The organism is Centipeda noxia ATCC 43541, assembly GCF_000160555.1.
Taxonomy (GTDB): domain Bacteria; phylum Bacillota; class Negativicutes; order Selenomonadales; family Selenomonadaceae; genus Centipeda; species Centipeda noxia.
In genome coordinates this window covers 178,118-201,122 of sequence record NZ_GG749281.1, presented here as the reverse complement: position 1 = coordinate 201,122, position 23,005 = coordinate 178,118, and the positions used below count along the sequence as shown (strand labels likewise).

The 23,005-nt window shown below is 60.8% G+C and carries 22 protein-coding genes; 12 read left to right on the top strand and 10 right to left on the bottom strand.

Features of this window, described 5'->3' with window-relative positions; all coding sequences use genetic code 11:
* Window positions 1-31 precede the first annotated feature (31 nt).
* Both HMPREF7545_RS07855 and HMPREF7545_RS07850 read right to left on the bottom strand, forming a co-directional pair.
* On the bottom strand, window positions 32-784 hold the full coding sequence (locus tag HMPREF7545_RS07855) for a phosphatase (protein ID WP_006695182.1): 753 nt from the start codon (window positions 782-784) through the stop codon (window positions 32-34).
* A 185-nt stretch (window positions 785-969) separates the two neighbouring features.
* Window positions 970-2,943, bottom strand: coding sequence for a methyl-accepting chemotaxis protein (locus HMPREF7545_RS07850; protein WP_040571309.1), 1,974 nt, complete (start codon window positions 2,941-2,943; stop codon window positions 970-972).
* 283 nt (window positions 2,944-3,226) lie between these two features.
* Between HMPREF7545_RS07850 and HMPREF7545_RS07845 the strand changes: the two genes are divergently transcribed.
* Window positions 3,227-3,487 carry a DUF997 family protein gene (locus HMPREF7545_RS07845; RefSeq protein WP_006695180.1) on the top strand — a complete coding sequence of 87 codons (261 nt, stop codon included), beginning with the start codon at window positions 3,227-3,229 and terminating at the stop codon, window positions 3,485-3,487.
* Entirely contained in the window at window positions 3,484-4,938 is a 1,455-nt protein-coding gene (panF, locus tag HMPREF7545_RS07840; protein ID WP_006695179.1) for a sodium/pantothenate symporter, read from the top strand. Before HMPREF7545_RS07845 ends, panF begins: the two co-directional genes overlap by 4 nt.
* Window positions 4,939-5,249: 311 nt before the next feature.
* On the opposite strand, the gene HMPREF7545_RS07835 is transcribed toward panF, so the two are convergent.
* From HMPREF7545_RS07835 to HMPREF7545_RS07810, 6 genes are all read right to left on the bottom strand, one after another.
* Window positions 5,250-6,554: a glutathionylspermidine synthase family protein gene (locus tag HMPREF7545_RS07835; RefSeq protein ID WP_006695178.1), complete on the bottom strand. Its 1,305-nt coding sequence runs from the start codon at window positions 6,552-6,554 to the stop codon at window positions 5,250-5,252.
* Window positions 6,555-6,557: 3 nt separating this feature from the next.
* A complete protein-coding gene (locus HMPREF7545_RS07830; protein WP_006695177.1) occupies window positions 6,558-7,124 on the bottom strand; it encodes a hypothetical protein in 567 nt (188 codons plus the stop codon).
* 62 nt (window positions 7,125-7,186) lie between these two features.
* Window positions 7,187-7,618, bottom strand: a complete 432-nt coding sequence (locus HMPREF7545_RS07825; RefSeq protein ID WP_006695176.1) for a DUF350 domain-containing protein — start codon at window positions 7,616-7,618, stop codon at window positions 7,187-7,189.
* A 42-nt stretch (window positions 7,619-7,660) separates the two neighbouring features.
* On the bottom strand, window positions 7,661-8,773 hold the full coding sequence (locus tag HMPREF7545_RS07820) for a DUF4178 domain-containing protein (RefSeq protein WP_006695175.1): 1,113 nt from the start codon (window positions 8,771-8,773) through the stop codon (window positions 7,661-7,663).
* Between the two features lie 54 nt (window positions 8,774-8,827).
* A complete protein-coding gene (locus HMPREF7545_RS07815) occupies window positions 8,828-9,139 on the bottom strand; it encodes an AzlD domain-containing protein (RefSeq protein WP_006695174.1) in 312 nt (103 codons plus the stop codon).
* Window positions 9,132-9,872, bottom strand: coding sequence for an AzlC family ABC transporter permease (locus HMPREF7545_RS07810; RefSeq protein ID WP_006695173.1), 741 nt, complete (start codon window positions 9,870-9,872; stop codon window positions 9,132-9,134). Before HMPREF7545_RS07810 ends, HMPREF7545_RS07815 begins: the two co-directional genes overlap by 8 nt.
* 293 nt (window positions 9,873-10,165) lie before the next feature.
* On the opposite strand from HMPREF7545_RS07810, the gene HMPREF7545_RS07805 reads away from it, so the two are divergent.
* Together HMPREF7545_RS07805 and HMPREF7545_RS07800 are read left to right on the top strand one after the other, a co-directional pair.
* Complete coding sequence (locus HMPREF7545_RS07805) at window positions 10,166-10,372, top strand: hypothetical protein (protein WP_050752691.1); 207 nt, start codon at window positions 10,166-10,168, stop codon at window positions 10,370-10,372.
* Window positions 10,369-10,686, top strand: coding sequence for a type II toxin-antitoxin system RelE/ParE family toxin (locus HMPREF7545_RS07800; RefSeq protein ID WP_006695171.1), 318 nt, complete (start codon window positions 10,369-10,371; stop codon window positions 10,684-10,686). The genes HMPREF7545_RS07805 and HMPREF7545_RS07800 overlap by 4 nt, the downstream gene beginning before the upstream one ends.
* A gap of 57 nt (window positions 10,687-10,743) precedes the next feature.
* Here HMPREF7545_RS07800 and HMPREF7545_RS07795 read toward each other — a convergent pair whose 3' ends face one another.
* Window positions 10,744-13,380, bottom strand: a complete 2,637-nt coding sequence (locus tag HMPREF7545_RS07795) for a heavy metal translocating P-type ATPase (RefSeq protein ID WP_006695170.1) — start codon at window positions 13,378-13,380, stop codon at window positions 10,744-10,746.
* A gap of 158 nt (window positions 13,381-13,538) precedes the next feature.
* On the opposite strand from HMPREF7545_RS07795, the gene HMPREF7545_RS07790 reads away from it, so the two are divergent.
* From HMPREF7545_RS07790 to HMPREF7545_RS07755, 8 genes are all read left to right on the top strand, one after another.
* Entirely contained in the window at window positions 13,539-13,973 is a 435-nt protein-coding gene (locus tag HMPREF7545_RS07790) for a flavodoxin (protein ID WP_040571337.1), read from the top strand.
* Between the two features lie 160 nt (window positions 13,974-14,133).
* Window positions 14,134-15,078: a LysR family transcriptional regulator gene (locus HMPREF7545_RS07785; protein WP_040571308.1), complete on the top strand. Its 945-nt coding sequence runs from the start codon at window positions 14,134-14,136 to the stop codon at window positions 15,076-15,078.
* Window positions 15,053-16,642 carry a nitrogenase component 1 gene (locus HMPREF7545_RS07780; RefSeq protein ID WP_040571307.1) on the top strand — a complete coding sequence of 530 codons (1,590 nt, stop codon included), beginning with the start codon at window positions 15,053-15,055 and terminating at the stop codon, window positions 16,640-16,642. Before HMPREF7545_RS07785 ends, HMPREF7545_RS07780 begins: the two co-directional genes overlap by 26 nt.
* A gap of 109 nt (window positions 16,643-16,751) precedes the next feature.
* Complete coding sequence (locus HMPREF7545_RS07775; protein WP_006695166.1) at window positions 16,752-18,968, top strand: TonB-dependent receptor; 2,217 nt, start codon at window positions 16,752-16,754, stop codon at window positions 18,966-18,968.
* A 121-nt stretch (window positions 18,969-19,089) separates the two neighbouring features.
* Window positions 19,090-20,154 carry an ABC transporter substrate-binding protein gene (locus HMPREF7545_RS07770; protein WP_040571306.1) on the top strand — a complete coding sequence of 355 codons (1,065 nt, stop codon included), beginning with the start codon at window positions 19,090-19,092 and terminating at the stop codon, window positions 20,152-20,154.
* An 8-nt stretch (window positions 20,155-20,162) separates the two neighbouring features.
* On the top strand, window positions 20,163-21,176 hold the full coding sequence (locus tag HMPREF7545_RS07765; protein ID WP_006695164.1) for a FecCD family ABC transporter permease: 1,014 nt from the start codon (window positions 20,163-20,165) through the stop codon (window positions 21,174-21,176).
* The gene (locus HMPREF7545_RS07760) at window positions 21,173-21,940 is read left to right on the top strand and encodes an ABC transporter ATP-binding protein (protein WP_006695163.1); all 768 of its coding nucleotides are present in this window, start codon (window positions 21,173-21,175) and stop codon (window positions 21,938-21,940) included. The genes HMPREF7545_RS07765 and HMPREF7545_RS07760 overlap by 4 nt, the downstream gene beginning before the upstream one ends.
* 140 nt (window positions 21,941-22,080) lie before the next feature.
* The gene (locus tag HMPREF7545_RS07755) at window positions 22,081-22,671 is read left to right on the top strand and encodes a flavin reductase family protein (protein WP_006695162.1); all 591 of its coding nucleotides are present in this window, start codon (window positions 22,081-22,083) and stop codon (window positions 22,669-22,671) included.
* A 2-nt stretch (window positions 22,672-22,673) separates the two neighbouring features.
* On the opposite strand, the gene HMPREF7545_RS07750 is transcribed toward HMPREF7545_RS07755, so the two are convergent.
* Window positions 22,674-22,943, bottom strand: a complete 270-nt coding sequence (locus HMPREF7545_RS07750; RefSeq protein ID WP_006696564.1) for a GNAT family N-acetyltransferase — start codon at window positions 22,941-22,943, stop codon at window positions 22,674-22,676.
* Between the last annotated feature and the right edge of the window lie 62 nt (window positions 22,944-23,005).

The following is a 23,005-nucleotide window of genomic DNA, read 5'->3' as shown; positions in this document are numbered from 1 at the left end:
ATAGATATAAATAACGATAAAGCGACAGAAATTAAGAAAAATAATCCAACCCATGCACGGCATTCAGGGCGTGCCGCTCCCGAATCCATGCTTTGAGGCGCGCGGGATCACCGTTCAGGACGAGTTCATCCGGGAAATCCGTCTCTGCGAGGATGGCGCGCGTATAGCCGTGTTCGCCGACATCGATGTCGATGTGCGCGTCGCTGCCCATGATGATATGCGCGCCGTGGCGCCGGCAGGCGGCGAGCAGATCGCGCGCGAGGAGATCCGAGCCGGGACGGCTGCCGCCGGGGTTGTGCGAGGAGTTGTTCGCCTCGATGAGGATGTGCTGCGCTGCGGCCGCACGGGCGAGCGCATCGAAGTCGATCGGGTAGACGGGATTGTCGGGGTGCCCGATGATGGTGACATAGGGATTCTCCATCGCGCCGAGGAGGGCGGCGGTATTTTCCTCCTGCGAACCCGGAGCGATGACGAGATCGTGCAGGCTCGCAATGGCGTAGTGGAGTTTTTTCAGCGCCTTTTCCGGCAGGTCAACCGCGCCTGTGTGGTCCAGGACGTTCAGCTCCGCGCCCATGATGAGATCAATGCCGTAGGCGGCGGGGCGGATGACCTTGAAGTTGTGGAAGTACAGCTCGTGAAAGGTGCCGGGCATCGCGGGCGCATGGTCGGAGATGCCCAGGAGCGCGAGCCCCTTTTCCTTCGCCGCTGCCGCCATTTCCCGGATGGTGCTGTACGCGTGCATGCTGGCGATCGTATGCGTGTGGATGTCGATGATGTCGGTCATGGGAGGCCTTTCTAAAAAGTGCGCAGAGTTCGGGCACATGCCGTGCCCTTTTCTCGGAAGGGAGCATGGCATCTTTTTTGAGAGGGGGATGTCTGTATTATAGCGTCAGCGCGCGAAGAAAAGCAATGGATCTCCGCACGAAAATACCCCGCAGCAAACGCCGCGGGGTATCTTTGCATATGCTCTCAGAGCTTGAATTTGCTCGTGGTGTTCTGCAGGTCGGTCGCAAGTGTTGCCAGCGACTGCGAGGCGGAGGCGATCTCTTCGCTCGAGGCGGACTGCGACTCGGACGAGGAGGAGATGTTCTGCATGTTCTCTGCCGTGGCCTGGCTGATCTCGTGAACCGTGTCTGCGGACGCGACGACGCGCTCCGTGCCCTTGGCGACGGTCTGCATGGAGGCGTTGATGTCTGCCATCTGTTCCTTGATCCCGTCGACCATGCGCATGATGCTCTCGAACTGCGCGCCGACCTCGTGGATGGCGCTCGTGCCCGCCTGCACCTCGGTCGTTCCGCTCTGCATGGCGGCGACGGCCTGCTCCGTGTCGTGCTGGACGCTGCTGATGCGCTCCTTGATCTGCTCGGCTGCTTCGCGCGACTGCTCAGCGAGCTTGCGGACCTCCTCGGCGACGACGGCAAAGCCGCGCCCCGTCTCGCCTGCGCGCGCTGCCTCGATGGCTGCGTTGAGGGCGAGGAGGTTCGTCTGCTCGGCGATGGCGGAGATGGTCTCGACGATCTCGCCGATCTGCTTGGAGCTCTCTCCGAGCTTCTCGACGACCTCCGCGGAGCGCAGGACGCTCTGTTCGATGCCGCTCATCTTCGTCATGGCGTCGTTCATCAGAGCCTCGCCGCGTGCGGCGGCGTCTGCCGTCTGGACGGAACTGTCGGCAACCTGTGCTGCCTTGTCTGTCATGCGATCGATGTCGTTCGAGACTTCGCCGATGTTCTTCTTTGCGTCGGCGAGACTCTCAAGCTGCTGGTCCGTGCCGTTGGCAACGACGGTGACAGTGCCCGCGATCTCAGTCGCAGAGTCTGCCATCTGGTGCGCGCCTGCGGTGAGCTGCTCGGAGGCTGCGGCGAGCTGTTCGGCGGTGCCTGCAACCTGGCGGATGACGTCGCGGATGCTCTTCATCATTGCGTTGAAATTCGCGGCGAGCTGTCCGAGTTCATCCTGCGAGGTGACGGGGATGTCGGGCAGGTTCAGCTCGCCCTTTGCGAGTGCCCCGACGTGGTTCATGAGGCGCTCGGTCGCGCCGGTGATCGTCGCGGCAAAGCGCAGGAGGGCGAAGATGATGCCTGCGACGAGCAGAACGCCGAGAATGGTCAGCCCTGCGTAGGTGACCTTGAGGCTGTTCAGCTGTGCAAAGGCGACGCTCTCCGGTACGGCAATCCCGATGATCCAGCCGGTGGAGGGAACGGTCGCGTAGGCGACGATCTGTTTCTCGCCGTCCTTTTCCGTGGCGAAGTAGCCATTCTTCTTCTGCTGCATCTCAGAGAAGCGGCCCTTCAGCAAGGGGGTCTCGTCCGCCTTATGCATCGCTTCTCCCTCGGAGGAGGCGATGATGAGGCCATTCTTGTCGATGATGATACCCGAGCCCTGCCCATGGTACTTCAGATTGGCAACGCGCGCGGCGAGCGTGTCGAGGGTGATGTCTGAGCAGACGGCGCCTGCAAATGCCCCGTTTTTCCCGTTGTAGGGAGCGGAAACGGAAACCACCATCTTTTTCGATACAGCATCCTGATAGACCTCGGTAAAGACCGCCTTGCCCGCGGCCTTGCCCTCCTTGTACCAGTCGCGCCCGCGCGGGTCGATCGCCGAGATATCGCCGTCATTCCAGCTGATGAAGCGGCCGTCCTCCGCACCGTTGGCGAGGTCGAGGATGTCCTTGTCATCGGAGGCAAGACTCATCATCTCGCGGTCCATCGAGACGGGATTGCCGTCGTATGCCGCGAGCAGATTCGCGGCGCTCACTGCCTGCTGCTTCTTCTGAATGAGCCAGCCGTCGATGGAGGCGGCCTCGACATTGAGAAGAGCTTCGATCTCGTTCGATGTGCTCTCCGTGAGCGCGTCCTGCGCTTTGTAGTAGCCGATGCCGCAGATGGCTGCGACAAGGACTGCCATGAGCGTGCCCATCAGGAGCAGTTTTTGTTTGATGCCCAAAATTTCGCTTCCTTTCAATGAGAGATCTCTAAAGATAATTTATATTTTATACGTTTTTCTCCAAAGAATCAAGCGGCTTTCTTATGCTGATGCAATTTACCGGAACTTATTGAAAGGAAGATGCCGGCATGTTTTGAAACGGTGATGATTGCGCTTCACGTTCGGATGTGATAGGATAGATCGGTATCTTATTTATGCGCTGCGGAGAGCCAAGGAATCGCTGTATTTATCGGTGCTTCCTCCATGTGCCTCTGACAGCAGGAATTTCATAGGAGGTTTCATCATGCAGGATGAAAAAAAGGCCGCGGACGCCATCGCTCGTGAGGCGAGGCGTACCGCAGCCGCAGGAGTGATCTTTGCCGTACTCTGGACGGCGCTCGGATTCGGCCTTGCAGAATCCGAGGTGACGATCGCGGGCTTTCCGCTCTGGGCGGTGACGTCAACGGTCGGCGTGCTTGTTGTGGGCACGGTGCTGGCCTTGTATCTCGCATGGGCGGCAGAGGATGTATCTCTCGATGCGCATGGAGAGGGGGATGTCCGATGAGCGGGAATCTCATGGTGCTCCTTCCTCTTCTCGGTTTCATGGCGGCGATGCTTGCGCTCGGCGTGTACGTGCGGCGGCAGAGCCATGCGGGCGGATTCCTCTCCGGCTACTTTGTCGGCGGGCAGACGCTCGGCGCGTTCGTGCTCGCGATGACGATGGTCGCGACGTACAGCTCGGTCAGTTCGTTTGTCGGCGGTCCGGGCATGGCGTATGAGATCGGCTTCGGCTGGATCTATATGGCGGTCATTCAGACCATGACCATCTTCCTCGTGCTCGGCATCTTCGGAAAGAAGGTGGCGCGCCTCGCGCGCCGCATCCATGCCGTCACGATTGTCGATATCATTCGGCACCGCTATCAGTCGGATGCGCTGGCGGCGATTGCAGCACTAGCGATCGTTGTGTTCTTTGCGGCCTCGATGGTCGCGCAGTTCGTCGGCGGGGCGCAGCTTTTCGCCGCGGTTACAGGGTACAGCTATGAGCTGGGGCTTATCCTCTTTGGCGTTGTGGTCGTTGTCTATACGTCGATCGGGGGCTTCCGCGCGGTCGCGCTGACGGATACCTGCTGCGCGATCGTGATGATGCTCGGCATTGTTCTGCTCTTCTACTATGTGCTCGATGCCGGCGGCGGGCTTGCGGCGATTCTCGCGGAGCTCCGCAGTACGCATCCGGAGATGCTGACGCCGACGGCCGCGGGGCGCATGCCGATTTCGCTGTATGTTTCGCAGTGGCTGCTCGTCGGGGCACTCACGATTGCCCTGCCGCAGTCGGTTGTGCGCGGCATCAGCTATCGGAGCGGCCGCGACATGCACCGGGCTATGATCATCGGGACGGTTGTCATTGCCTTTATGAACATCGCGGTAAATCTCGTCGGCGTGCTCGGACGCGGCGTGCTCGGCGTTCCTGCACAGGCGCTCGGCGGGGTGGACAGCGTGATCCCGCAGCTGATGGCGCACGTCATGCCGCCCGCGCTCCTCGGGCTTGCGATCATCGGACCGCTTGCGGCGTCGATCTCGACTATTTCGGGCGTGCTCATTGTCGCCTCTTCCGCCGTGGTGAAGGACGTCTACCTCCACCATATGCAAAAGCGCGGCCGGGATGTTCCCGAAGAGACCCTGAGTCGTCTCTCGATGGGCGTCACCGCCGCGCTCGGCATCGTCGTGTTCCTCCTCGCCGTCTCCCCGCCCTCGCTCATCTGGCTCATCAATATGTTCGCGTTCGGAGGCCTTGAGACGGCGTTCTTCTGGGTGCTCGTGTTCGGTCTCTTTACGAATTGGGCGACGCGCACGGGCGCGCTCGCATCAATGGCGGGCGGCATACTCGTCTACTGCACGGCGATGGCGGCGGGCTTCAAGCCGCTCGGGCTGCACCCCATTGCCGTCGGCATCACGGTCTCGCTCCTCTTTTTCCTCCTCGGAAACCTCTGGGAGCGGTGCCGGCAGGGCGAAGCTTGACAAGGCCTGACCGCGCGGGTATAATGAAGACACAAAAAGAGTGACTGACGAGTGGTTCCGTCGGTCTCTCCCTAGAATCAAATATGTTCTTGAAGAAAGAGCCTTCGTTACCTTGCGTAAGGTTCTTTTTTCTTGCCTATTCCAGGAACAAGAATATGATGTTGACCGCGAGCGTTGCCGCCGCTAGCACGAGCGAGAGTATTTCATACAGGCTCAAATGCACATCACCTCCCTTGCGGGAGAAAACCTGCGATCGTCAGTCACCTGGAAATATTATAGCACAAAAGCCAGAGAAAAGAAACGTGTGTTTCTTATTTTTGCGAAATGACCAGCGGGACGAAATATGCCTCCGTGCCCGCAATCTCCTCGGGGGAAAAGCGTGCGCCGACGGCAGAGGGCCGGTCGAAGAGCATGAAGCACGAGAGCGTCAGGCAGCCATCCGTCGTGCCGGAATCGACGGTGTGGACAAAGCGCGGCTGGCGGATGAAGTCCTGATACATTGCGGCGCGGCTCTCGCGGCAGATGATGTCATCCGCGTTGTCGGGCTGCTTCTCCAGGACCTTTGCCGCCCGTCCGCCGCGCTTTTCGACGAGGCTGACGCTGCGCCCCTCGCGTCCCCAGATCTCCTTGCGGATGTAGGTGCCGTCCGCAAGCGATGCGAAGTCGTCCTCGAAATAGGACGGGGCGAGCCAGCGGCGGATGAGCGCACATTCCTCCGCAGAGAAGAACTGCTCCGTCTGTGCGAGGGCATAGACGAGTGCCATAAAGGACTTGTTCTGCAGAATGATCGCTTCGGGCGGATTCATCATGGCGAATTTGCCTTCTCTATACAGATCCAGGAACATCTGCCCGAGCGGTTCGCCGTCCTGCGTTCGCTCGTCGATCAAAATCTCTATTGGGTGCAGACGATAAAGTGCAGATGCATATGCGTTGTCTGCAAGAGGAAGCCCTTTTGCATCAATCTCCATCTCGTAGAACGAGCGGAAGCAGATATCTCCATGCTCTGCACCCTCCTGCATGAGACGCATGAGAAAGCGCGTGGTCGCAAGATCCTCCGGGTAGTCATCGAAGCAGCTGAAGAGGAAGGTGCGCCGCATGAGCGCCCGTGTTCGGAGATCGGCAACGGGCGCGCAGAGACGATCGTGGATGCGTGCGAGAAAGCTCCGCAGCTGGGGGAGTGCTTCCGCATTCGGATCCTGTCTGCCGAAATACGCGGCCGCAGCGCTGTTGGCATAAAACGATTCAATGATAAAACAGGGCGTATCCGCATTGATCTCAACCATGCGGATATGCCCTTTCTCGTCGAGGACGAAGTCGAAGCGTGCAAGCCATGTCGGTAGATGAAATGCATTTGGAATGCGCAGATAGGGCAGCAGCTCCTCCGGCATATCCATTGCGCGGGCGAAGCTGTCCGGCGCCTGCTGAAAGACCTTCGCCGCCTTGCAGAAGATGCGAAAGAGTGCGGCGGACGCCGTGCGCATCTCGTCATAGACTTCCTGCGGGAACTCCTGTGCCGTATGCGCGGGGTAGCGGTCGGCATAGTCGCCGTAGCGGATGTAGGTAAAGATGTCGGGATCGAGCGTGTCGATGTAGGTCGGTTTTTGGTTTGTCTGCATCTCTTACGATCCTCCCGAGGAGCGGATGCCTGCCTGGCCGAAGCCGGATTTTCGGCTGATCTCGCCGGACTGAGAGCTCTTTCTTTGACCGTAGCTGCTGCGCCCCGCAAAGACGTGAGATGCGCCGTGTCCATGGTTCTGCTTGGAAGCCGCGGCAGGTTCTTCGGGGAGCGGGGACAGAGGCGCGTTTGTCCGGTATGTCATGTGTGCGAGATCCATGGATCCGCCGGGATAGGAGAACCCGTGAAACGCAAAATAGTTCGGCGCCATGGGGGCGAGGAGGCTCGCCGTGCCATAGAGCCAGACGAGGCTGCCTGCGCCGTCGCTGCGAAAGGTCACGGCAGTGTTGTCGTCGTAGAGCGCTGTCTCCGTCCCGTCGCCGTTGTTGAGCAGGGTGAAGCGGCGGTCATAGGCGTCCGAGAGGCGCGCCTCGCCGGCATTCCATTCAGGATGAATAATTTCACACAATGAATATGCGATGTCGTTTCGATAGACATACGCAGCGCCGAGTGCGCTGACCGAGGCAAATGCAGCGGCGAGGATGGCGGCCTTACGTCCCATGTTTTCCATGCAGAGTACTCCTTCTGTTCATAATGACGCCCTCGCGAACACTTCGCTGCGCGCAGCTCGCATCAATGCACCGCGCCGCTGATGACGAGCGACAGCCCGACGAAGATGCCGAAAACAAAGATCCCCGCCGCTGTATTGCCGCGTTTGATTTCCTCGGCAAGCCCATATTTGCGGTGCCACGCATTGATGATGAAGAAGCCGATGATGAAGAAGAAAATACCGACGGCCGCGTAGACTGCGCTTGCCGCAACGCCCTGCACAAAGTCCGTTGTCATCGAATCATAGGCAGGCGAGATGATGACGGCGCGCAGAATCTCGCCGATGCCGATGAAGGAGCCGGCCGAAAGCCACGCGACCGCGCGGTTGCCGCGGCGGATCTCCTCGGCGAAGTTGCCGGGGATGAAGAAGTCCATTACAATGTTCGACACAATCATGAGCAGAATGCCGAACGCGGCGTAGAATACCGTGAGCATAAGATCGGGCAGAAAGATCATATGAGTTCTCCTATCTTGCATATGAGTTGTGCGGGGGCGCAGTCAGTGTGCGAGGTAGCGCGTGTGCCGCGGTGTCCCTTCGGGAGATGTGGGTGTCTGTGCGGGTGCTGCTTCTGCGGCAGAGGCATGGGAGCTCGCCGTATCTGCAGCTGTCGCGGGGGCGCTTGTGTCTGCTCCCTCTGTGACGATGCCGGCGCGTCCGCGCGAATCGCCCGTGCGCACAAGCGTGGCGTAGCGGGCGAGCGTGTGGTCGCGTTTGAGCTGATCTGCGGCGGGGGCAAGGTCGGGGCTCGTCTGCCTGACGGCAATGCGTGCCGTGCCGTCGGACACGGCTGTAATGCGTGCGGTCTCCGTCTCAGTGCGGATCACAATGGGGTGCTCTGCGTCGGCGGCGTCCTCAAAGGCGTCCTGCACATTGCCGTCCATCCCCTCGATGAGGTCGAGCGCAGCCGCCCCCGCATCCATCTGTGCCGTATAGATGCGCGCACCACCCTCCTCCGCTTCCTCCGCATAGTAAGGCGCATCGGCAAGCCGTTCATGCAGGGCGTAGGGCATGTTCACGAAACGGCGGAAGTCATGCCAATCGCCCTTGCCGAGATCGGTCACACCACCGAAAAGGAAGGCTGCGATGATGGCGGCATAAGCCACGGTGGCCCCCATAATCACGCTGTTTTTTGTGAAGCGGTTCAGGGATTTTCTGCATGCAGCTGCCATCAGCCGGTCGCGTTCGGCAGACGGTGCATCGTTGGGAACGATGTCGGACGCAGCAATCTTCGTCCCGCGGGAGCCGCTCTTTGTGCCCTCCCAGTTCTCGAGGAAGAACATCTCCGCGCCGTCTGCACTCTCGTATTGTTCGTACTCTGCCGTATCGCCGACAGCGGCATCCGTATCGCCCCAGACACCGGTGACGAGCTCCATTCCTTTGTCGTGCAGGCGGTAGCCCTGCGGCGGGGAAACACGGGCGACGGGATGAGAGAGGCTGCACGAGAGCCCGCTGTCTGCGATTGTCAGCCAAATGCGATCATTGCTGTTGGACGTAATAAGACCGTACTCTGTCCATACATCGTCCGATGCCTTCTCCTTGTAGCAAATCTTTTCTGCGATGATGTAGGATGTCCCTTTGATCTTGAGTCCCGTCCAGCAGTCGAAGTCCATGCGCGTGCTCCCTTCGTTTCTTTTAACGGACGCATTTCAGCAAATTACAGTCGATTACAGCGAAAAATAGATGCCCTCCACAATCAGCACCATTATGCTTGCGCCCGCCGCACAGCGGAAGAGACTCGCCCCGTTCCACGCGAGGAAGGCGGCAAATGCAAATGCCGCCGCGCCGGCAAGCGGCGTGCGCGTCGCCTCTACGATGGCGGGGAAGGTCATGACGGAAAGCGTCACATAGGGGACGTAGAAGAGGAAGGAGCGGACAAAGACGTTTTTGATCTCGCGCCGCAGGAGAAGCGCCGGGGTGAGGCGGATGGCAATGGTCACCGCGCTCATGACGGCGATGTAGATCCATATATCACGCATTGCGGCCCTCCTGTTCTTCCTTGATCGGGCAGAGTGCTGCGCCGATTCCGGCGATGAGGAGGGTGAGGATGATCGTGCGGGTGCCGCCCGAGAGCTCGCTCAGGCCGGGAGCATATGCTGCCGCGGCGGACAGGACGAAGCTGGCGGCGACCATGGCGGCGATGGGGCGGCTTTTCTTTGTCGGCGGGAGGATGATCCATGTGAACATCCCGTAGAGCGCGACCGAGAGTGCGGACAGCGCCATCGCGGGGAGAACATCGCCCGCTGCGATGCCGATGGCTGTGCCGGCGGACCATGCGGGGACGGAGATCGCCAATGCGCCGTAGTTGTAGTATGGATCCAGTGTGCCGCCGCGCGCGACCGTGATGCCGAAGATCTCGTCCGTCACGCCGAAACTCACGGCGAGGCGGTGCAGGAGGGGCAGCTCCGGCGAGAAGCGCTGCGTCAGCGCAGCAGCCATGAGGAAGTAGCGTGCGTTTGCAACGAGGGTCAGCACGGCGATCTCAAGGTAGGGCGCCTGTGCCGCGATCACAGTGAAGCCTGCGTATTCGCCCGCCGAGGCAATGTTCACCATGCTCGTCACGAAGCCCTGCCATGGGGTCAGTCCCGCCGTCTGCGCGAGAATCCCGAGGGTGAACGCCACGACAAAATAGCCGAGCGCAATCGGCACGCCGTCGTGCACACCCTCGATGAACACCGCGCGCCGCGATGTACCGAGCTGTTCCTCCATCATACAAACCACCTCACAGATTGATTTATTTATTGTAGGATAAATGCGGCGTTTTGTAAATCATGCAGGCGGTATACTTTTGGTGCACGTACAGAAAAAGGGGGCTTGCGTGATTGCAGCAAACGAAGAAAAGGTGGAGTAGGTATATGCTGTGCCTATGATTTGAGGGCGACATGTGCTTTTCCTCTGTTCGGGGCGGTCATTTCGTTTGCCTCAAATCAGCCGTGCGGCGGGGGAACTTGTCACAGGTGATAAAAACTGATACAATGAGCACAAAAAGGAAAGGCGGTGCCGTTATGTCAAATGCGGCGATTGACTATAATCGAATACCCTCCGCAGAGGAAAGGCACGAACCGCGTTTGTGCCGCCCTGTCGCCATTGGCGGGATGCCCCGCCAGGCATTGAACCGTGAACTTGAGAAGGGGCTGAACTCCCTGAACACAGGAAACGTGATGACGCCGGATGAGATGGATGCGGCACTCGCACAGGAATTTCGCAGATGAGCTCTTACCGCGTGCAGTATTCACCTGCCGCATATGAGGACTTGCGGGCGATTTACCGTTATATCGCGTCGGAGCTGCTGGCGCCAGAGGCGGCGCAGGATCAGACCGGGCGGATACGGGAGGCTGTCCGTGCATTGGATACGTTTCCGTGCAGACATCCTGCGGTTGATTGGGAGCCGTGGGCGTCAATGGGGATTCATAAGATGCCCGTAGACAACTATTGTGCGTTCTATCGCGTGGATGAGGATGCCGCGGCGGTCACGATTCTCCGTATTTTCTATGCGGGCAGAGATATCGAAAATGTCATAAAATAAACGGTCATACGAGAGTACATCTTCCCGAATGACCGTTTTTGTATGCGCTGAATCTTCTCAGCCGAGTTCATACCCCGCATCGTCGAGGACGGCAGCGAGCTCGCTGTCCGGAATCTCACGGCTCGCCGTGAACTTCGCCGTGCCCGCTTCGAGGTCGACGGCGACATCGGAGACACCCTCCATGCCGCTGAGAGCCTTCGTGACATGCTTGACGCAGTTAGGGCAGGTCATGCCCTTGACAGTGATGGTCTTTTCCATAATAATATCTTCCTTTCTTTGTGCGGCGGAGCTGTCCGCCGTGCTTTGACGTATCTCATCCATCGCCGGGACGATGGGGCTTATCATGACCTCAATCGGTGTGTGCTCCTCCTGGCGGACCGGCTCATGCTCGATGGCGAAGAAACGCAGGCGCAGGGCGTTCAGCACGACGCAGACGCTCGAGAGGCTCATCGCCGCCGCGCCGATCATCGGCGAGAGTTTGATGCCGAGGGAGGGGTAGAGCACGCCCGCCGCGAGCGGGATGCCGATGACGTTGTAGAAGAACGCCCAGAAGAGGTTCTCCTTGATGTTGCGCATGACGCTGCGCGACAGGCGGATGGCGGAAACTGCGTCGAGGAGATCGCTGCGCACGAGCACGGCGTCCGCACTGTCAACAGCGACGTCTGTACCGGCACCGATGGCGATGCCGAGATTCGCCTGCACGAGTGCGGGCGCGTCGTTCACGCCGTCGCCGATCATGGCAACGCAGTGCCCCTCGCCCTGCAGCCGCTCCACATGGGCGCGCTTGTCTGCGGGCAGGACACCTGCAATGACCTCTGTGATGCCGAGCCGTTCGGCGATTGCCTTTGCCGTGCGCGCATCGTCGCCCGTGAGCATGACGGGCGTGAGACCCATGCGTTTCATCTGCGTGATCGCTGCCGCGCTCGTCGGCTTCTCCGCATCGCGCACGCCGAGGAGTCCGGCGATGCGGCCTGCCTGTACGACCGCGAGGGCAGTCTCGCCGCGCTCGGCCATCTCCGCGCGGGCCGCCGCGATCGCATCGGAGAGCGGGATGCCGAGCTCTGTAAGGAGCGCCGCATTGCCTGCCGCGCAGTCGGTGTCTGCGACGCGCGCACGCACGCCTTTGCCAAAGACCGCATGGAAATCTGCAGCGTCAGGGACGGCAAGCCCCTTTTCTGCAGCATAGGCCGTAACCGCTGCGGCAATCGGGTGCTCGCTGCCCGCCTCGAGCGCCGCTGCAAGGGAGATCAACGTGTCGGCGGAAATCCCGATCGGGCGCACGCTGACGAGCTGCGGGCGCCCCTCGGTGAGGGTGCCCGTCTTGTCCATGAGGACGATGTCGATGTTTCCTGCCGTCTCGAGTGCCTCGCCCGATTTGATGAGGATCCCGTGCGCCGCGCCGCGTCCCGTACCGACCATGATGGCGACGGGCGTTGCGAGACCCAACGCGCAGGGGCAGGAGATGACGAGGATGGAGATCACGATGGAGAAGGCAAACTCGATGCTTGCGCCCGTCATGAGCCAGATGCCGCCCGCCGCCAGCGCAATCGTGATGACGACGGGGACAAAGAACGCTGACACGCGGTCGGCAATGCGCGCGATCGGTGCCTTGGACCCGCTCGCATCGTCCACGAGACGGATCAGCTGGCGGATGGTCGTGTCCTCGCCGACACGCGTCGCGGTGAAGCGGATCGTGCCCTCGATGTTGAGCGTGCCCGAGGTCACGGTGTCGCCCGTTGTCTTTGCAATGGGCATGGACTCGCCCGTCATGGCGGACTCATCGACGCTCGTTGCGCCCTCCGTGACCGTGCCGTCGACGGGGATGCGGCCGCCGGGGCGGACGATGACGGTATCGCCGAGGGCGAGGGATGCGGCGGGGACGGTCACTTCCCGTCCGTCGCGCAGGACGATCGCCTCCGCAGGAGCCAGCTGCATGAGCGCCTTGAGTGCGCCTGTGGTCTGTCCCTTGGCGCGTGCCTCGAGATACTTTCCGACTGTAATGAGCGTGACGATCATGCCCGCCGACTCGAAGTAGAGGTTCGTGCTGTACTCCGCCGCGAGGGCGAGATCGCCGTGCCCGAGCCCCCAGCTCATGCGGAACATGGCGAACACGCCGAAGAGTGCGGACGCCATCGAGCCGATGCTGACGAGCGTGTCCATATTCGGCGCGCCGTGCAGGAGATTGCGGAACCCGTTGACATAGTACGCGCGGTTCACGTACATGATGGGCAGGATGAGCACGAACTGCGCGAGCGCGAACGTCAGCGCGTTCTCCGCGCCCCAGAAGACCTCCTTGAATCCTGCAGCGTAGGGAAGTCCCCAGCCTGCGAGCATATGGCTCATCGCGATGTACATGGTCGGCAGGAGGAAGAGGATCGACACCGTGAGGCGTGAACGCATCGCACGGATCTCCTTCTCTGCTGTGTCCGCACCCGCCTCTGACGAACCTCCCGCCTGCGGGGCTGCCTGTGCGCTCGCGGCACCCTTCACGCTTGCGCCGTAGCCCGCATCCTCCACCGCCGCAATGATCGCAGCGGGATTGGCCGCCGCCTCATCGTAGGCGAGGGTCATTGTATTCGTAAGGAGATTGACGGAGACATCCGCCGTCCCCTCCATTTTTTTCACAGCGCGTTCCACGCGCGCCGCACACGCCGAGCAGGTCATGCCCGTGACGTTGAATGTTTCCTTTCGCATAGAAACTCCTTTTCTATTTTTAGAAGATTTTTTGTTACATTATAGCATTCCTGTCAAGACTTAATAATGAGAAAAATTTTCGAAAGAGATTGCGCCCATGCATGAGAGATGTTATCATCAACGTATCGAATGAACATCATCCAAAGGGGGATTTTATGATGGCAAAGATTGCAGTTGTATTTTGGAGCGGCTCCGGCAATACGGAGGCAATGGCGAACGCAGTCGTCGAGGGGGTGAAAAAGGGCGGCGCCGAGGCCGAGCTCATCCGCGTGAGCGATTTTTCGGCGGACCGCATCGCGGACTATGACGGCGTGCTCATGGGCTGTCCCGCCTGCGGTACGGAGGAGCTCGACGAGACGGAGTTTGAGCCGTTCTTCGCCGAGGCAGAGGGCAAGCTCGCGGGTGTGAAGGTCGGCCTCTTCGGCTCCTACGGCTGGGGCGGCGGCATGTTCATGGAGACGTGGACGGAGCGCACGCAGGCAGCGGGCGCGAACATGGTCGCGGACGGCGTGACCTGCGAGAATGAGCCGGACGACGATGCACTCGCGCGCTGCAGGGACCTCGGCGCGGCGATGGCAAAGGCGGTCGGCTGAGACCGGACAGGCTCATGAGGAGGCTGCGGTACGAAGTAATATTTTCGTGCCGCAGCCTCTTTTGATGCGGGCACTTGCCGGCAATGGGCGGAGCGCTTGAAAAGCATCCCCGCATGTCGTATGATAGTTTATACATACTTGCCGATAAGGGATGATACGAATGGAACTGAAGATATTCACGACGTTCCGGACAATCGTGCGCACGGGCAGCTTTACAAAGGCGGCGCGTCTCCTCAGCTACACGCCGTCGACGATCACGTTCCACATCGCGCAGCTGGAAAAGCTGACGGGGGTACCGCTTTTTGAGAAAAGCGGGCGGCGCATGGTTCTGACAAAGGCGGGCGAGGCGCTGATTCCGTATGTGGACGAGGTTCTTGCGGCGGCGAACAAGATCAAGAACTTTCAATACGGCATTGCCGCCTATCAGGGGACGCTCACGGTCGGTGCGCCGGAGTCGCTGCTCTGCTTCCGTCTGCCGCCCCTGCTCGAACGTCTGCATGCGCATGCTCCGCGCGTCGATCTGCGCCTGCGCTCGCTCACGAGCCGCGATGTCGTTGCGGCACTCAGCGACGGGCAGCTCGACGTCGGCTTCGCATATGCGATCCACGAGAGAGATAAGGAGAACCTTGCATTCCGGGCGTTCGAGGAGAGTCCCGTGCATTTTTACACCTCGGCCGCCACAGCCGCATGGTGCCCGGACTTTCGCGAGCAGGAGATGGAGATCAACGAGATGCCGCTGATCACGATGCCGCGTCCGGGCGAGATTCGGCAGATGGCGGACGACTATCTGCGGCGGCGGGGGATTTCGTTTACGAATATGATTGAGCTGCGGAGCACGCAGACCATCATCAATCTGGTTGAGAACGACATGGGGATTGGACTGCTGCCGGATCATGCGGTGCGGGAACGTATGGCTCTCGGCCGGCTGACTGCAGCGCAGTCGGACCCGATGACCGTCACGTCATACTACGGAATTCACCGGAATAAATGGCGCAGCCCCGCAATGAATCTCTTCCTTGAAATTCTTGGGGAGGAGAGCGGAAACTCGGGCGGGGAGGAACTGCCTTGTGATGAGGGGGATGCCGATGCAGCCGGTTGCCGCTGAGGAGATTCGCGACTTTGACACGAGTCTCGACCGCCTGTGGGCGCGACGCGATCTCGTCGTCGTCGCAGCGGGGGCGCTCATCTGTTTTCGCTCGATCTACCGGCGTGCACTGCAGATCGGCGCGCTCGGGCGGTTCCGCTATGCCCCTGTGCGGGCAGAGGATTATGTGCTCGGAACGGCGGAGGATGCGATCCGGGATGCGGTGCGGGATGCCGCACGCCTGCCCGGGGCGCGCGCGGTTGTGATCTATCTCTCCTGCCTCGACATCCTCACACGTCCGGATTTTGCAGACATCGAGCGCACGCTCTCGGCGGAGACGGGCTGCATCGTGCGCTGTTTCTTTCGCGGGCCGCTGGCAAAGGCGGACGGCATCCGGCACGAGACCGCAGAGGAACTCCTCGCCGCACTGCCGCCGGAGGAGGGGGCAGTCACGGCGCCGGCCCAGCTGCCGCCGCCGATGAGCGATACGGCGGGCGTGGCGGACTTCCTGCGGGAAGAGGGCGCGGCGCATGTCCTTGTCACGCCGTCGGGCTGCCGCAATGCGCTCGCACGCATGGATCTCATGGCGGAGCGCAGCGATGTCTATGCACTCATACCGCAGGCGGAGGACTACATCTTCGGCATGGAGGAGACCGCTGCCGCAGAGACCGGTGCGCTTGCGGCAGGGGGCGCATACCGCACGGTGCATCTCCTCAGCTCGCCGGTGCCCGCGTTCATGGCGATGGAGGCCGCACCGATCCTGCAGGCAGCGGAGGAGCAGGGCTGCCGTGCGTGCGCACCGCCGACGGACGGCTTTCATGATGCCGTGTACGGTGCTGCAGAGGAGGCCCTTCGTCTTGTACGGGAGGCGGCCGACGGATGGCGGGAGGCGGGACGGACGGTTCTCATTCTCGGGTACAGCCCGCTGCTGTTCGGCGATATGGCGCAGCTGGATGCCCCGATTGATTTTCTCACTGCGTACGGCTGCGATGTGCGCACGGCAGGGCGCGATGCACTGACCGAACGCCCCGCGCTGGTCTGGCTGGTATCTGCTGCCGGTGCGTCTGCGGCGGAATGGCTGCACAGGGAGTGCGGTGTGCCCGTTGTCCGCAGCCTGCCGCTCGGGGATGCGGGCCGGACGGCCTGGCGGGCTGAGATCGCTGCGGCGCTCGGTTTGCCCCCAGAGGATGCAGCTGCAGAGCAGGCAGCGAGAGATGTGCGTGCGGATAGGATCCTCATCATCGGCGATCCGATTGTTGCCGCAGCCATCGATCGCCTGCTCCGCGCATATGGACTTCACAATATCCGCTGCGCGTCCTATGCGTGGGGCGAGGAGACGGCGATGCTGTACCGCCAGGCGGCCGAGGCCGATGTGCTCGTCTTTCGTACGGCTGCGGAGCTGCAGCCTGCATGGGACGCGGCGGATGCCGTCATTGCCGATCCTGCACTGCTGCCTGCGATGGGGGAGAAGCGCCTCGTTCCGCTGCCGTCGGGCCTGCTCTCGGGCAGGGATGCCGCGGGAGAGGGGAGCGGCGTGCTTGGCGCGGACTTCGCTGCAGTGCTGGACGTATTTTTGAGAGGCTGATATTTCAAAAATATTGAACTATCGTTTTGAACCTATTCGATTGTATTTAATCGTGGACTATGATAATCTTTCCGTCGATTAATGATTTCGATACAAAGGATGGTTCAAAATGACACGGAAGAAGAAACTTGCTCTGCTCCTCGCATGTCTGACGGGCACGGGCATGATGAGTACTGCTGCTGCCGAGGAGCATCCGCAGACAGAGGCGGCAGAGGAGATGGACACCTATGGCCTGCCCGAGACAACGGTGATCGGACTGCGCCGCCCCGCAGACACCGCGGCGCGCAGAAGTCTGCCCGGAGGATTCCAGGCAGAGCAGACGAATTTCGGCCTGATGGGCGATCGGGATGTGATGCTGGTGCCGTATACGGCGCAGAGCCTCACAACGAAGAACTTCGATACGTTTTCTGCGCCGTCGGGCGACGTCAATCAGGTTCTCGCGAATGTGCCGTCGCTGCGCGTGGGCACCTCGCTCATCAAGACGGACTTCTCCGCGCGCGGGATGCTTGCGAACGGTTCGGCGATGTATCTCAACAATGTGCCGGGCTTCTTCATCATGGCGTCCGGTCCCGTGACGAATACCATCGGCCGCGCAGATGTCATGGTCGGTCCTGCGGCAACGCTTTCCGGCTCGGTGCAGTCCTACAACGGCCCCGACGGCGGACAGCCGGTCTCCGTCTATCTCTATACGAAACGGCCGGAGAAGGGCGACTTCACGCGCTATCGGCAGACGATCGGCGGCTACGGGCACTACGGCGGCTATATCGACGTGAACCGCAGCGGTCTCGGCGACGGGACATTCGGCGTGCGCATCTACGGCGAGCACAGCGAGGGGAATTTTGCCGTGAGCGGTGCGGGACGGCAAAAGACGAACCTCTTTGTCGATGTCAGCCGCGAAACGCCGAAGAGCACAACGAACTTCTTCGGCGGATACTACAAGGACCGCCTGCGCGGAACCGAACGGCGCTTCCAGATCCAGCGCGCGGCGCGGCAGGTGCCGGGCGCACCCGATGCGAGCCGCAGCTACGATGATCCGAACCTCATGCACAGCGACTGGGACGGCTATCAGATCACGCTCAACCACGAGCAGAGGATCAATCCGCATACGAAGTGGTTCCTGAACGCTGGCACGAACGACATGACGAACCGACGGTTCATCTACTGGTCACAGATCACAATTGACGGTGACGGGAATCTGCGCAGCAATCAGGTCTGGTCGCAGTATTTCTATCTCAAGAGCCGCTACGGGCAGGTCGGTGTGAACCACAAGTTCAAGACAGGGGCAGCGGAGCATGACGTGACGCTCGCCGTGGACCGTTCGTGGCGCGTGCAGTACAACAATACGCGGAGAGATACTCCAAATGCTCATGTGACAGGCAATATCTACTCCGGCATGATCTACAATCCCTCGATCTATAGCTACGACATCTCCGGCAGCCTCGGCCAGAAGTTCCAGTATCAGGAGATGGATACGAGCATCAACCTGATGGACAATGTAAAGATCGGGAAGTGGAATCTGCTCGCGGCCGTCACGCGCCGCCACGGGAACTACCGCGGCGCAGCTGCAGGAAGCGAGACGAAGGATACGCAGTATGCGCCCACGTTTGGCGTGACCTATGCGCCGACGGACCGCCTCTCGGTCTACGGCGCGTATGCAAAAGCCACGACGCGCGGGCAGGTGGTCGGCAGCGGCTATGTCAACGAGGGGGCGATTCTCCCCGCAGTAAAGGTCACGCAGAAGGAAGTCGGCGTAAAGTACAAGTTCGGCAGCATGTATGCCGCGCTCGCCTATTTCGACGTGAACCAGCCGAACTATGTCGATGTCGCGAATCCCGCCGTTCCGGGGACGAAGTTCCGCCGCCTCGACGGCGAGAACCGCTATCGCGGCCTTGACCTCAGCGTTACGGGCGCGGCCGCGCCGAAATGGAACGTATTCGGCGGGATTCAGTACCTCCGTGCGCGCCAGCAGCGGACGCAGGGAGGCGCAAACGACGGACTGCCGACGGACAGCTCGGCGCCGTGGAGCGCCGTTGTCGGGCTTGAGTATATGCCGAATGCGGACTGGACCATCACGGGGCGTATGAACTACGTTTCGCGCGGTACGATCATCGGCACCGGCCGCCGCGAACTCTCCGTGCCGTCCTCGGCGGTATTTGATCTCTTTGCCAGCTATCGGACGAAGATCGGGACGACGCCGGTCTCCGTGCAGGCGTCTGTCTACAACGTATTCAACCGCAGCTATTGGATTCTGCAGCCGGGACAGGGGAGCAAGCTGCTGCTCTCGATGCCGCGGACGTTCATGCTCTCCGCGACGTTTGATCTCTGACTACACTCCGGATAGACATACAGGAGGGGCCGCTCCGGGACTTTTACAAGCCTTTGGGGTGTGCCCCGTATTGTATTATGCTATAATTTCAGATGGAAGTTTTGGGAATAGGAGGATGATCATGACACACCGTTTTTCGCTTGGCGTTCTTGCTGCGCTGATGCTCCTTTGCGCCGTGCTCGCAGGATGCGGACAGGAGCAGGCGGCCGCCCCCCAGAAAGAGCGAGTCGTGACGGACACGGCCGGACGCGAGGTGCATTTGCCGGAAGAGGTTAAGAGCATCGCCGTTGTGCCGATTCCGTGGGCATCTGTTGCCTTTGCGGTGGACGGTTCGGCCGACCGCATTGCGGGCATGCACCCGTCGGCGAAGGCGTCGTATGAGAAGTCCATGCTCAAGGTGCTTGCGCCGGGGATGGCGAATGCCGCAACAGACTTTGTCGGACAGGACTTCTCCATCCACATGGAGGAACTCGGCAAACTGAACCCGAGCGCTATCATCGTCTGGAACTATCAGGAGGATGAAATTGCGCAGCTCGAGAAGCTGAAAATCCCCACGATTGCACTGAAGTACGGTACATTGGAGGACGTCCAGGAGGGCATCCGCGTCATCGGGCAGGTGTTCGGCAAGGAGGAACGCGCCGAGGAGCTAGTGGGCTTTCAGCAGGACATCATGGCGTATTTTGAGACGAAAAAGGCGGCGCTTGAAGGAAAAGCAAAGCCGAAGGTACTCTACCTGCGCGATCGCGATCTCAAGGTTGCGGCGGGCGAAACCGTCAACACGATGATGATCGAGACGGCGGGCGGCGTGAACGTCGCAAAGGATGTGCAGGGACAGTGGACGCCGGTCACAATGGAGCAGATCGCCGCGTGGGATCCCGATGTCATCATCCTCAGCGATTTTGACCCGATTCAGCCGGCCGATCTCTTTGAGGATAAACTTGAGGGACAGAACTGGAAGAACATCAAGGCGGTGCGCGAGGGACGTGTCTACAAGGCGCCGAATGGCCTCTACCGCTGGGATGCGCCCTGCGTCGAGACGCCGCTGATGATCAAGTGGATTGCGCAGAAACTGCATCCGGATGTTTTTGGCGACTATCGTCTGACAGACGATCTGCGCGCCTTCTATGAGAAGTTCTTCTCATACACGCTGACGGATGCCGATCTCAAGATGATTCTGCACGAGTGAGCTGCCCTATGAAACAAAACAATGCAGCTCTCTGGACGACCATGACGGTCCTGCTGATCGCCGTCTTTTTCTTGTCGCTTGCGGCGGGACGCTTTGCGATCGCGCCCGGCGAGGTCTGTGACATTCTCATGCGCGCGGCCGGAGGCAATGCGGGGACGGATATGGCATCGACCGTCGTTCTGGAGCTTCGCCTGCCGCGGACGCTCATCGCCATGCTCGTCGGCGCGGGGCTTTCGCTCTCGGGGGCTGTCTACCAGGGCATTTTCCGCAATCCGCTCGTCAGTCCCGATGTGCTCGGCGTCTCGAGCGGCGCTGGCTTCGGCGCTGTGCTCGGCATCCTCCTCTGGGGGACGGGCACGGGGACCTCGGTCATCGCCTTCGTCTGCGGCATGGCGAGTGTCGGGCTCGTGTACTACTTCTCGCGCAGCCGCGGCTCCGTCTCGATGATGTCGCTCGTGCTCTCGGGCATCATCATCTCGTCGATCTTCTCCGCGCTCATCTCGCTGGTGAAATACTCGGCCGACCCCTACGACAAGCTGCCCGCCATTACCTACTGGCTGATGGGCAGCTTTGCCAAGGCGGACTTTGATAAAATCCAGATCATCGGGCTGCCCATGATTGCCGCAGGGGCGCTCCTGATCGCGATCCGCTGGCGCATCAACATCCTCTCGCTCGGCGAGGAGGAGGCGCGCAGCCTCGGGGTGAATCCCGCGCGCATCCGCAACATTGCCATTGTCGCGGCGACGATCCTCACGGCGCTCTCGGTGACGGCCTGCGGCATTGTCGGATGGGTCGGGCTCGTCATCCCGCACATGTGCCGCCGCATGGTCGGCGTCGATCATGCGCGGCTCCTGCCCGCGGCGTGCTTCATGGGGGCGATCTTCCTCGCGCTCGTCGACATCTGCGCGCGGAGCCTCCTCGCGGCAGAGCTGCCGATCGGCATTCTCACGGCACTCCTCGGCGCGCCGTTCTTTGCCTTCCTGCTGAAGCGCACGCGGGAGAAACAGGGGGACTGGTCATGATTACGGTGAAGCATGCCGCCTTTTCCTACGACGGCAGAAACGAACTGTTCTCCGATCTCTCCTTCTCCCTCGCGGCGGGCGAGGTTCTCACCATTCTCGGGCGCAACGGCATCGGCAAGACAACGTTCCTGCGCTGTCTACTCGGCATCCTGCCGTGGACGCGCGGGGAGTGCATGGTGGACGGGCAGCGGCCCGACCCCGCTGCGGTCAGCGATGTAATCGGCTATGTGCCGCAGAGCCATGCGCCCGCCTTTCCCTACACGGTCTTTGAGATGGTCATGATGGGGCGCGCGCGGCGCATCGGCCTCTTTCGGACCCCTGCGGCGGCAGACCGCGCGCGTGTTGCGGAGCTGCTCGATCTGGTCGGCGTTCTGCCGCTCGCAGACCGTGCGGCGACCGAGCTGAGTGGCGGACAGCTGCAGATGGTCTACATCGCCCGCGCACTCGCGGTCGAGCCGAAGCTGATGATTCTCGACGAGCCGGAGGCACATCTGGACTTTCATAACCAGATGATTGTCCTGCGCCTACTGAAGAAGCTGTCAACAGAGCAGAATATGACCATTGTCATGAACACGCACTCGCCCGAGAATGCGCTCAAGATCTCGGACAAGAGCCTGCTCATGCGGCGCGGGGAGCAGCTCTTTGGGCCGACGGAAAGCCTACTCGTCGAGGAGAACCTTCGTCGGTTCTATGACATCGACTGCCGCATCACAGAGACCCGTGTCGGGGATGAGGTACATCGGGGACTGCTGACGCTGCTGTGACGGTTTGGCTGAGATGCGGAGCATCTTCACAATATACGGTAAAAGAGCCGGCACACAATATGTGCCGGCTCCTTTTCTGTACGAAGGCTTGACGCAGGTGGTATGCTGAAAACAGATCCATTGACTGAAAGGAGCATACGATGCATCAGAGAATTGAGCGATTTGGGTTTTACTACGGGTTTCCCGTGTTTTTCATGACAACGAAGGACCGCACGACCGGCGCGGACGATCTGACGCCGCTGTCCTCGTCCTGGACGCTTGGCAATACGATGGTGATCGGCATCGGCCAGGGGAATAAAGGCTTTCAAAATCTGGAAGAGGGCGCGGAGGCGACGTTCAGCGTGCCCGATGACACGCTCTATGAGCAGCTGAAGCGCATTGAAAAAACGACGGGCGTCCAAGAGCCCGCCGGTGTGAAAAAAGAGCTCGGCTATACCTATTGCCCGGATAAATTCGCCGCCGCCGGCCTCACGCGGCTGCCCGGCGAGACGGTGCGGACGGTGCGTGTCGCGGAGTGTCCCATCCATATCGAGACTGTCGTGGAGAGCATCACGCCCAAGGATTGGTTCGCCGTCGTCGTCTGCCGGATCACGGCGATCTTCGTCTCGGACGAACTGCTGCGGGACGGGCGGATCGACACGGCGAAGTGGCGCCCGCTCATCTACAAGTTCAAGGAGTATACGACGACGGGCGAGCGGATCGGTCTGAATTTCGGGTTCAGCGAGTACTGAGATTACAGCACGTCGCGGTACTCCTCTTTGCCCGTCATCATCTTATCGGCGTAGGAGCAGAGCGGGACGATCTTCTTCCCCGCACGGCGCGCCTCGGCGACGATCTCCTCGATGAGGCGGCGGGCAATGCCCTGCCCTCCATAGGCGGGGTCAACCTCGGTATGTGTGATGACCCAGCATCCGTGCGTGTCCTCGATCTCAGCGACGCCGACGAGCTTTTCTTTGTCATAGGCCGCACTGCGGGGCTGTTCCGCTTCAAATACGATCTGCATGGCGATTCCTCCTTTGCCCGTATTGTAACGCATGAGGAATGTGCCTGTCCAGTATGCCGCAG

Bases quoted from the DNA above. Each gene is read 5' to 3' on its own strand.
- HMPREF7545_RS07785 (WP_040571308.1), top strand. From the start codon at position 14,134: ATGGAACTGAAGATATTCACGACGTTCCGGACAATCGTGCGCACGGGC.
- HMPREF7545_RS07780 (WP_040571307.1), top strand. From the start codon at position 15,053: ATGCCGATGCAGCCGGTTGCCGCTGAGGAGATTCGCGACTTTGACACG.
- HMPREF7545_RS07855 (WP_006695182.1), bottom strand. From the start codon at position 784: ATGACCGACATCATCGACATCCACACGCATACGATCGCCAGCATGCAC.
- HMPREF7545_RS07810 (WP_006695173.1), bottom strand. From the start codon at position 9,872: ATGATGGAGGAACAGCTCGGTACATCGCGGCGCGCGGTGTTCATCGAG.
- HMPREF7545_RS07755 (WP_006695162.1), top strand. From the start codon at position 22,081: ATGCATCAGAGAATTGAGCGATTTGGGTTTTACTACGGGTTTCCCGTG.
- panF (WP_006695179.1), top strand. From the start codon at position 3,484: ATGAGCGGGAATCTCATGGTGCTCCTTCCTCTTCTCGGTTTCATGGCG.
- HMPREF7545_RS07815 (WP_006695174.1), bottom strand. From the start codon at position 9,139: ATGCGTGATATATGGATCTACATCGCCGTCATGAGCGCGGTGACCATT.
- HMPREF7545_RS07820 (WP_006695175.1), bottom strand. From the start codon at position 8,773: ATGGACTTCGACTGCTGGACGGGACTCAAGATCAAAGGGACATCCTAC.
- HMPREF7545_RS07800 (WP_006695171.1), top strand. From the start codon at position 10,369: ATGAGCTCTTACCGCGTGCAGTATTCACCTGCCGCATATGAGGACTTG.
- HMPREF7545_RS07795 (WP_006695170.1), bottom strand. From the start codon at position 13,380: ATGCGAAAGGAAACATTCAACGTCACGGGCATGACCTGCTCGGCGTGT.
- HMPREF7545_RS07805 (WP_050752691.1), top strand. From the start codon at position 10,166: ATGTCAAATGCGGCGATTGACTATAATCGAATACCCTCCGCAGAGGAA.
- HMPREF7545_RS07830 (WP_006695177.1), bottom strand. From the start codon at position 7,124: ATGGAAAACATGGGACGTAAGGCCGCCATCCTCGCCGCTGCATTTGCC.
- HMPREF7545_RS07825 (WP_006695176.1), bottom strand. From the start codon at position 7,618: ATGATCTTTCTGCCCGATCTTATGCTCACGGTATTCTACGCCGCGTTC.
- HMPREF7545_RS07835 (WP_006695178.1), bottom strand. From the start codon at position 6,554: ATGCAGACAAACCAAAAACCGACCTACATCGACACGCTCGATCCCGAC.
- HMPREF7545_RS07750 (WP_006696564.1), bottom strand. From the start codon at position 22,943: ATGCAGATCGTATTTGAAGCGGAACAGCCCCGCAGTGCGGCCTATGAC.
- HMPREF7545_RS07760 (WP_006695163.1), top strand. From the start codon at position 21,173: ATGATTACGGTGAAGCATGCCGCCTTTTCCTACGACGGCAGAAACGAA.
- HMPREF7545_RS07765 (WP_006695164.1), top strand. From the start codon at position 20,163: ATGAAACAAAACAATGCAGCTCTCTGGACGACCATGACGGTCCTGCTG.
- HMPREF7545_RS07770 (WP_040571306.1), top strand. From the start codon at position 19,090: ATGACACACCGTTTTTCGCTTGGCGTTCTTGCTGCGCTGATGCTCCTT.
- HMPREF7545_RS07775 (WP_006695166.1), top strand. From the start codon at position 16,752: ATGACACGGAAGAAGAAACTTGCTCTGCTCCTCGCATGTCTGACGGGC.
- HMPREF7545_RS07790 (WP_040571337.1), top strand. From the start codon at position 13,539: ATGGCAAAGATTGCAGTTGTATTTTGGAGCGGCTCCGGCAATACGGAG.
- HMPREF7545_RS07845 (WP_006695180.1), top strand. From the start codon at position 3,227: ATGCAGGATGAAAAAAAGGCCGCGGACGCCATCGCTCGTGAGGCGAGG.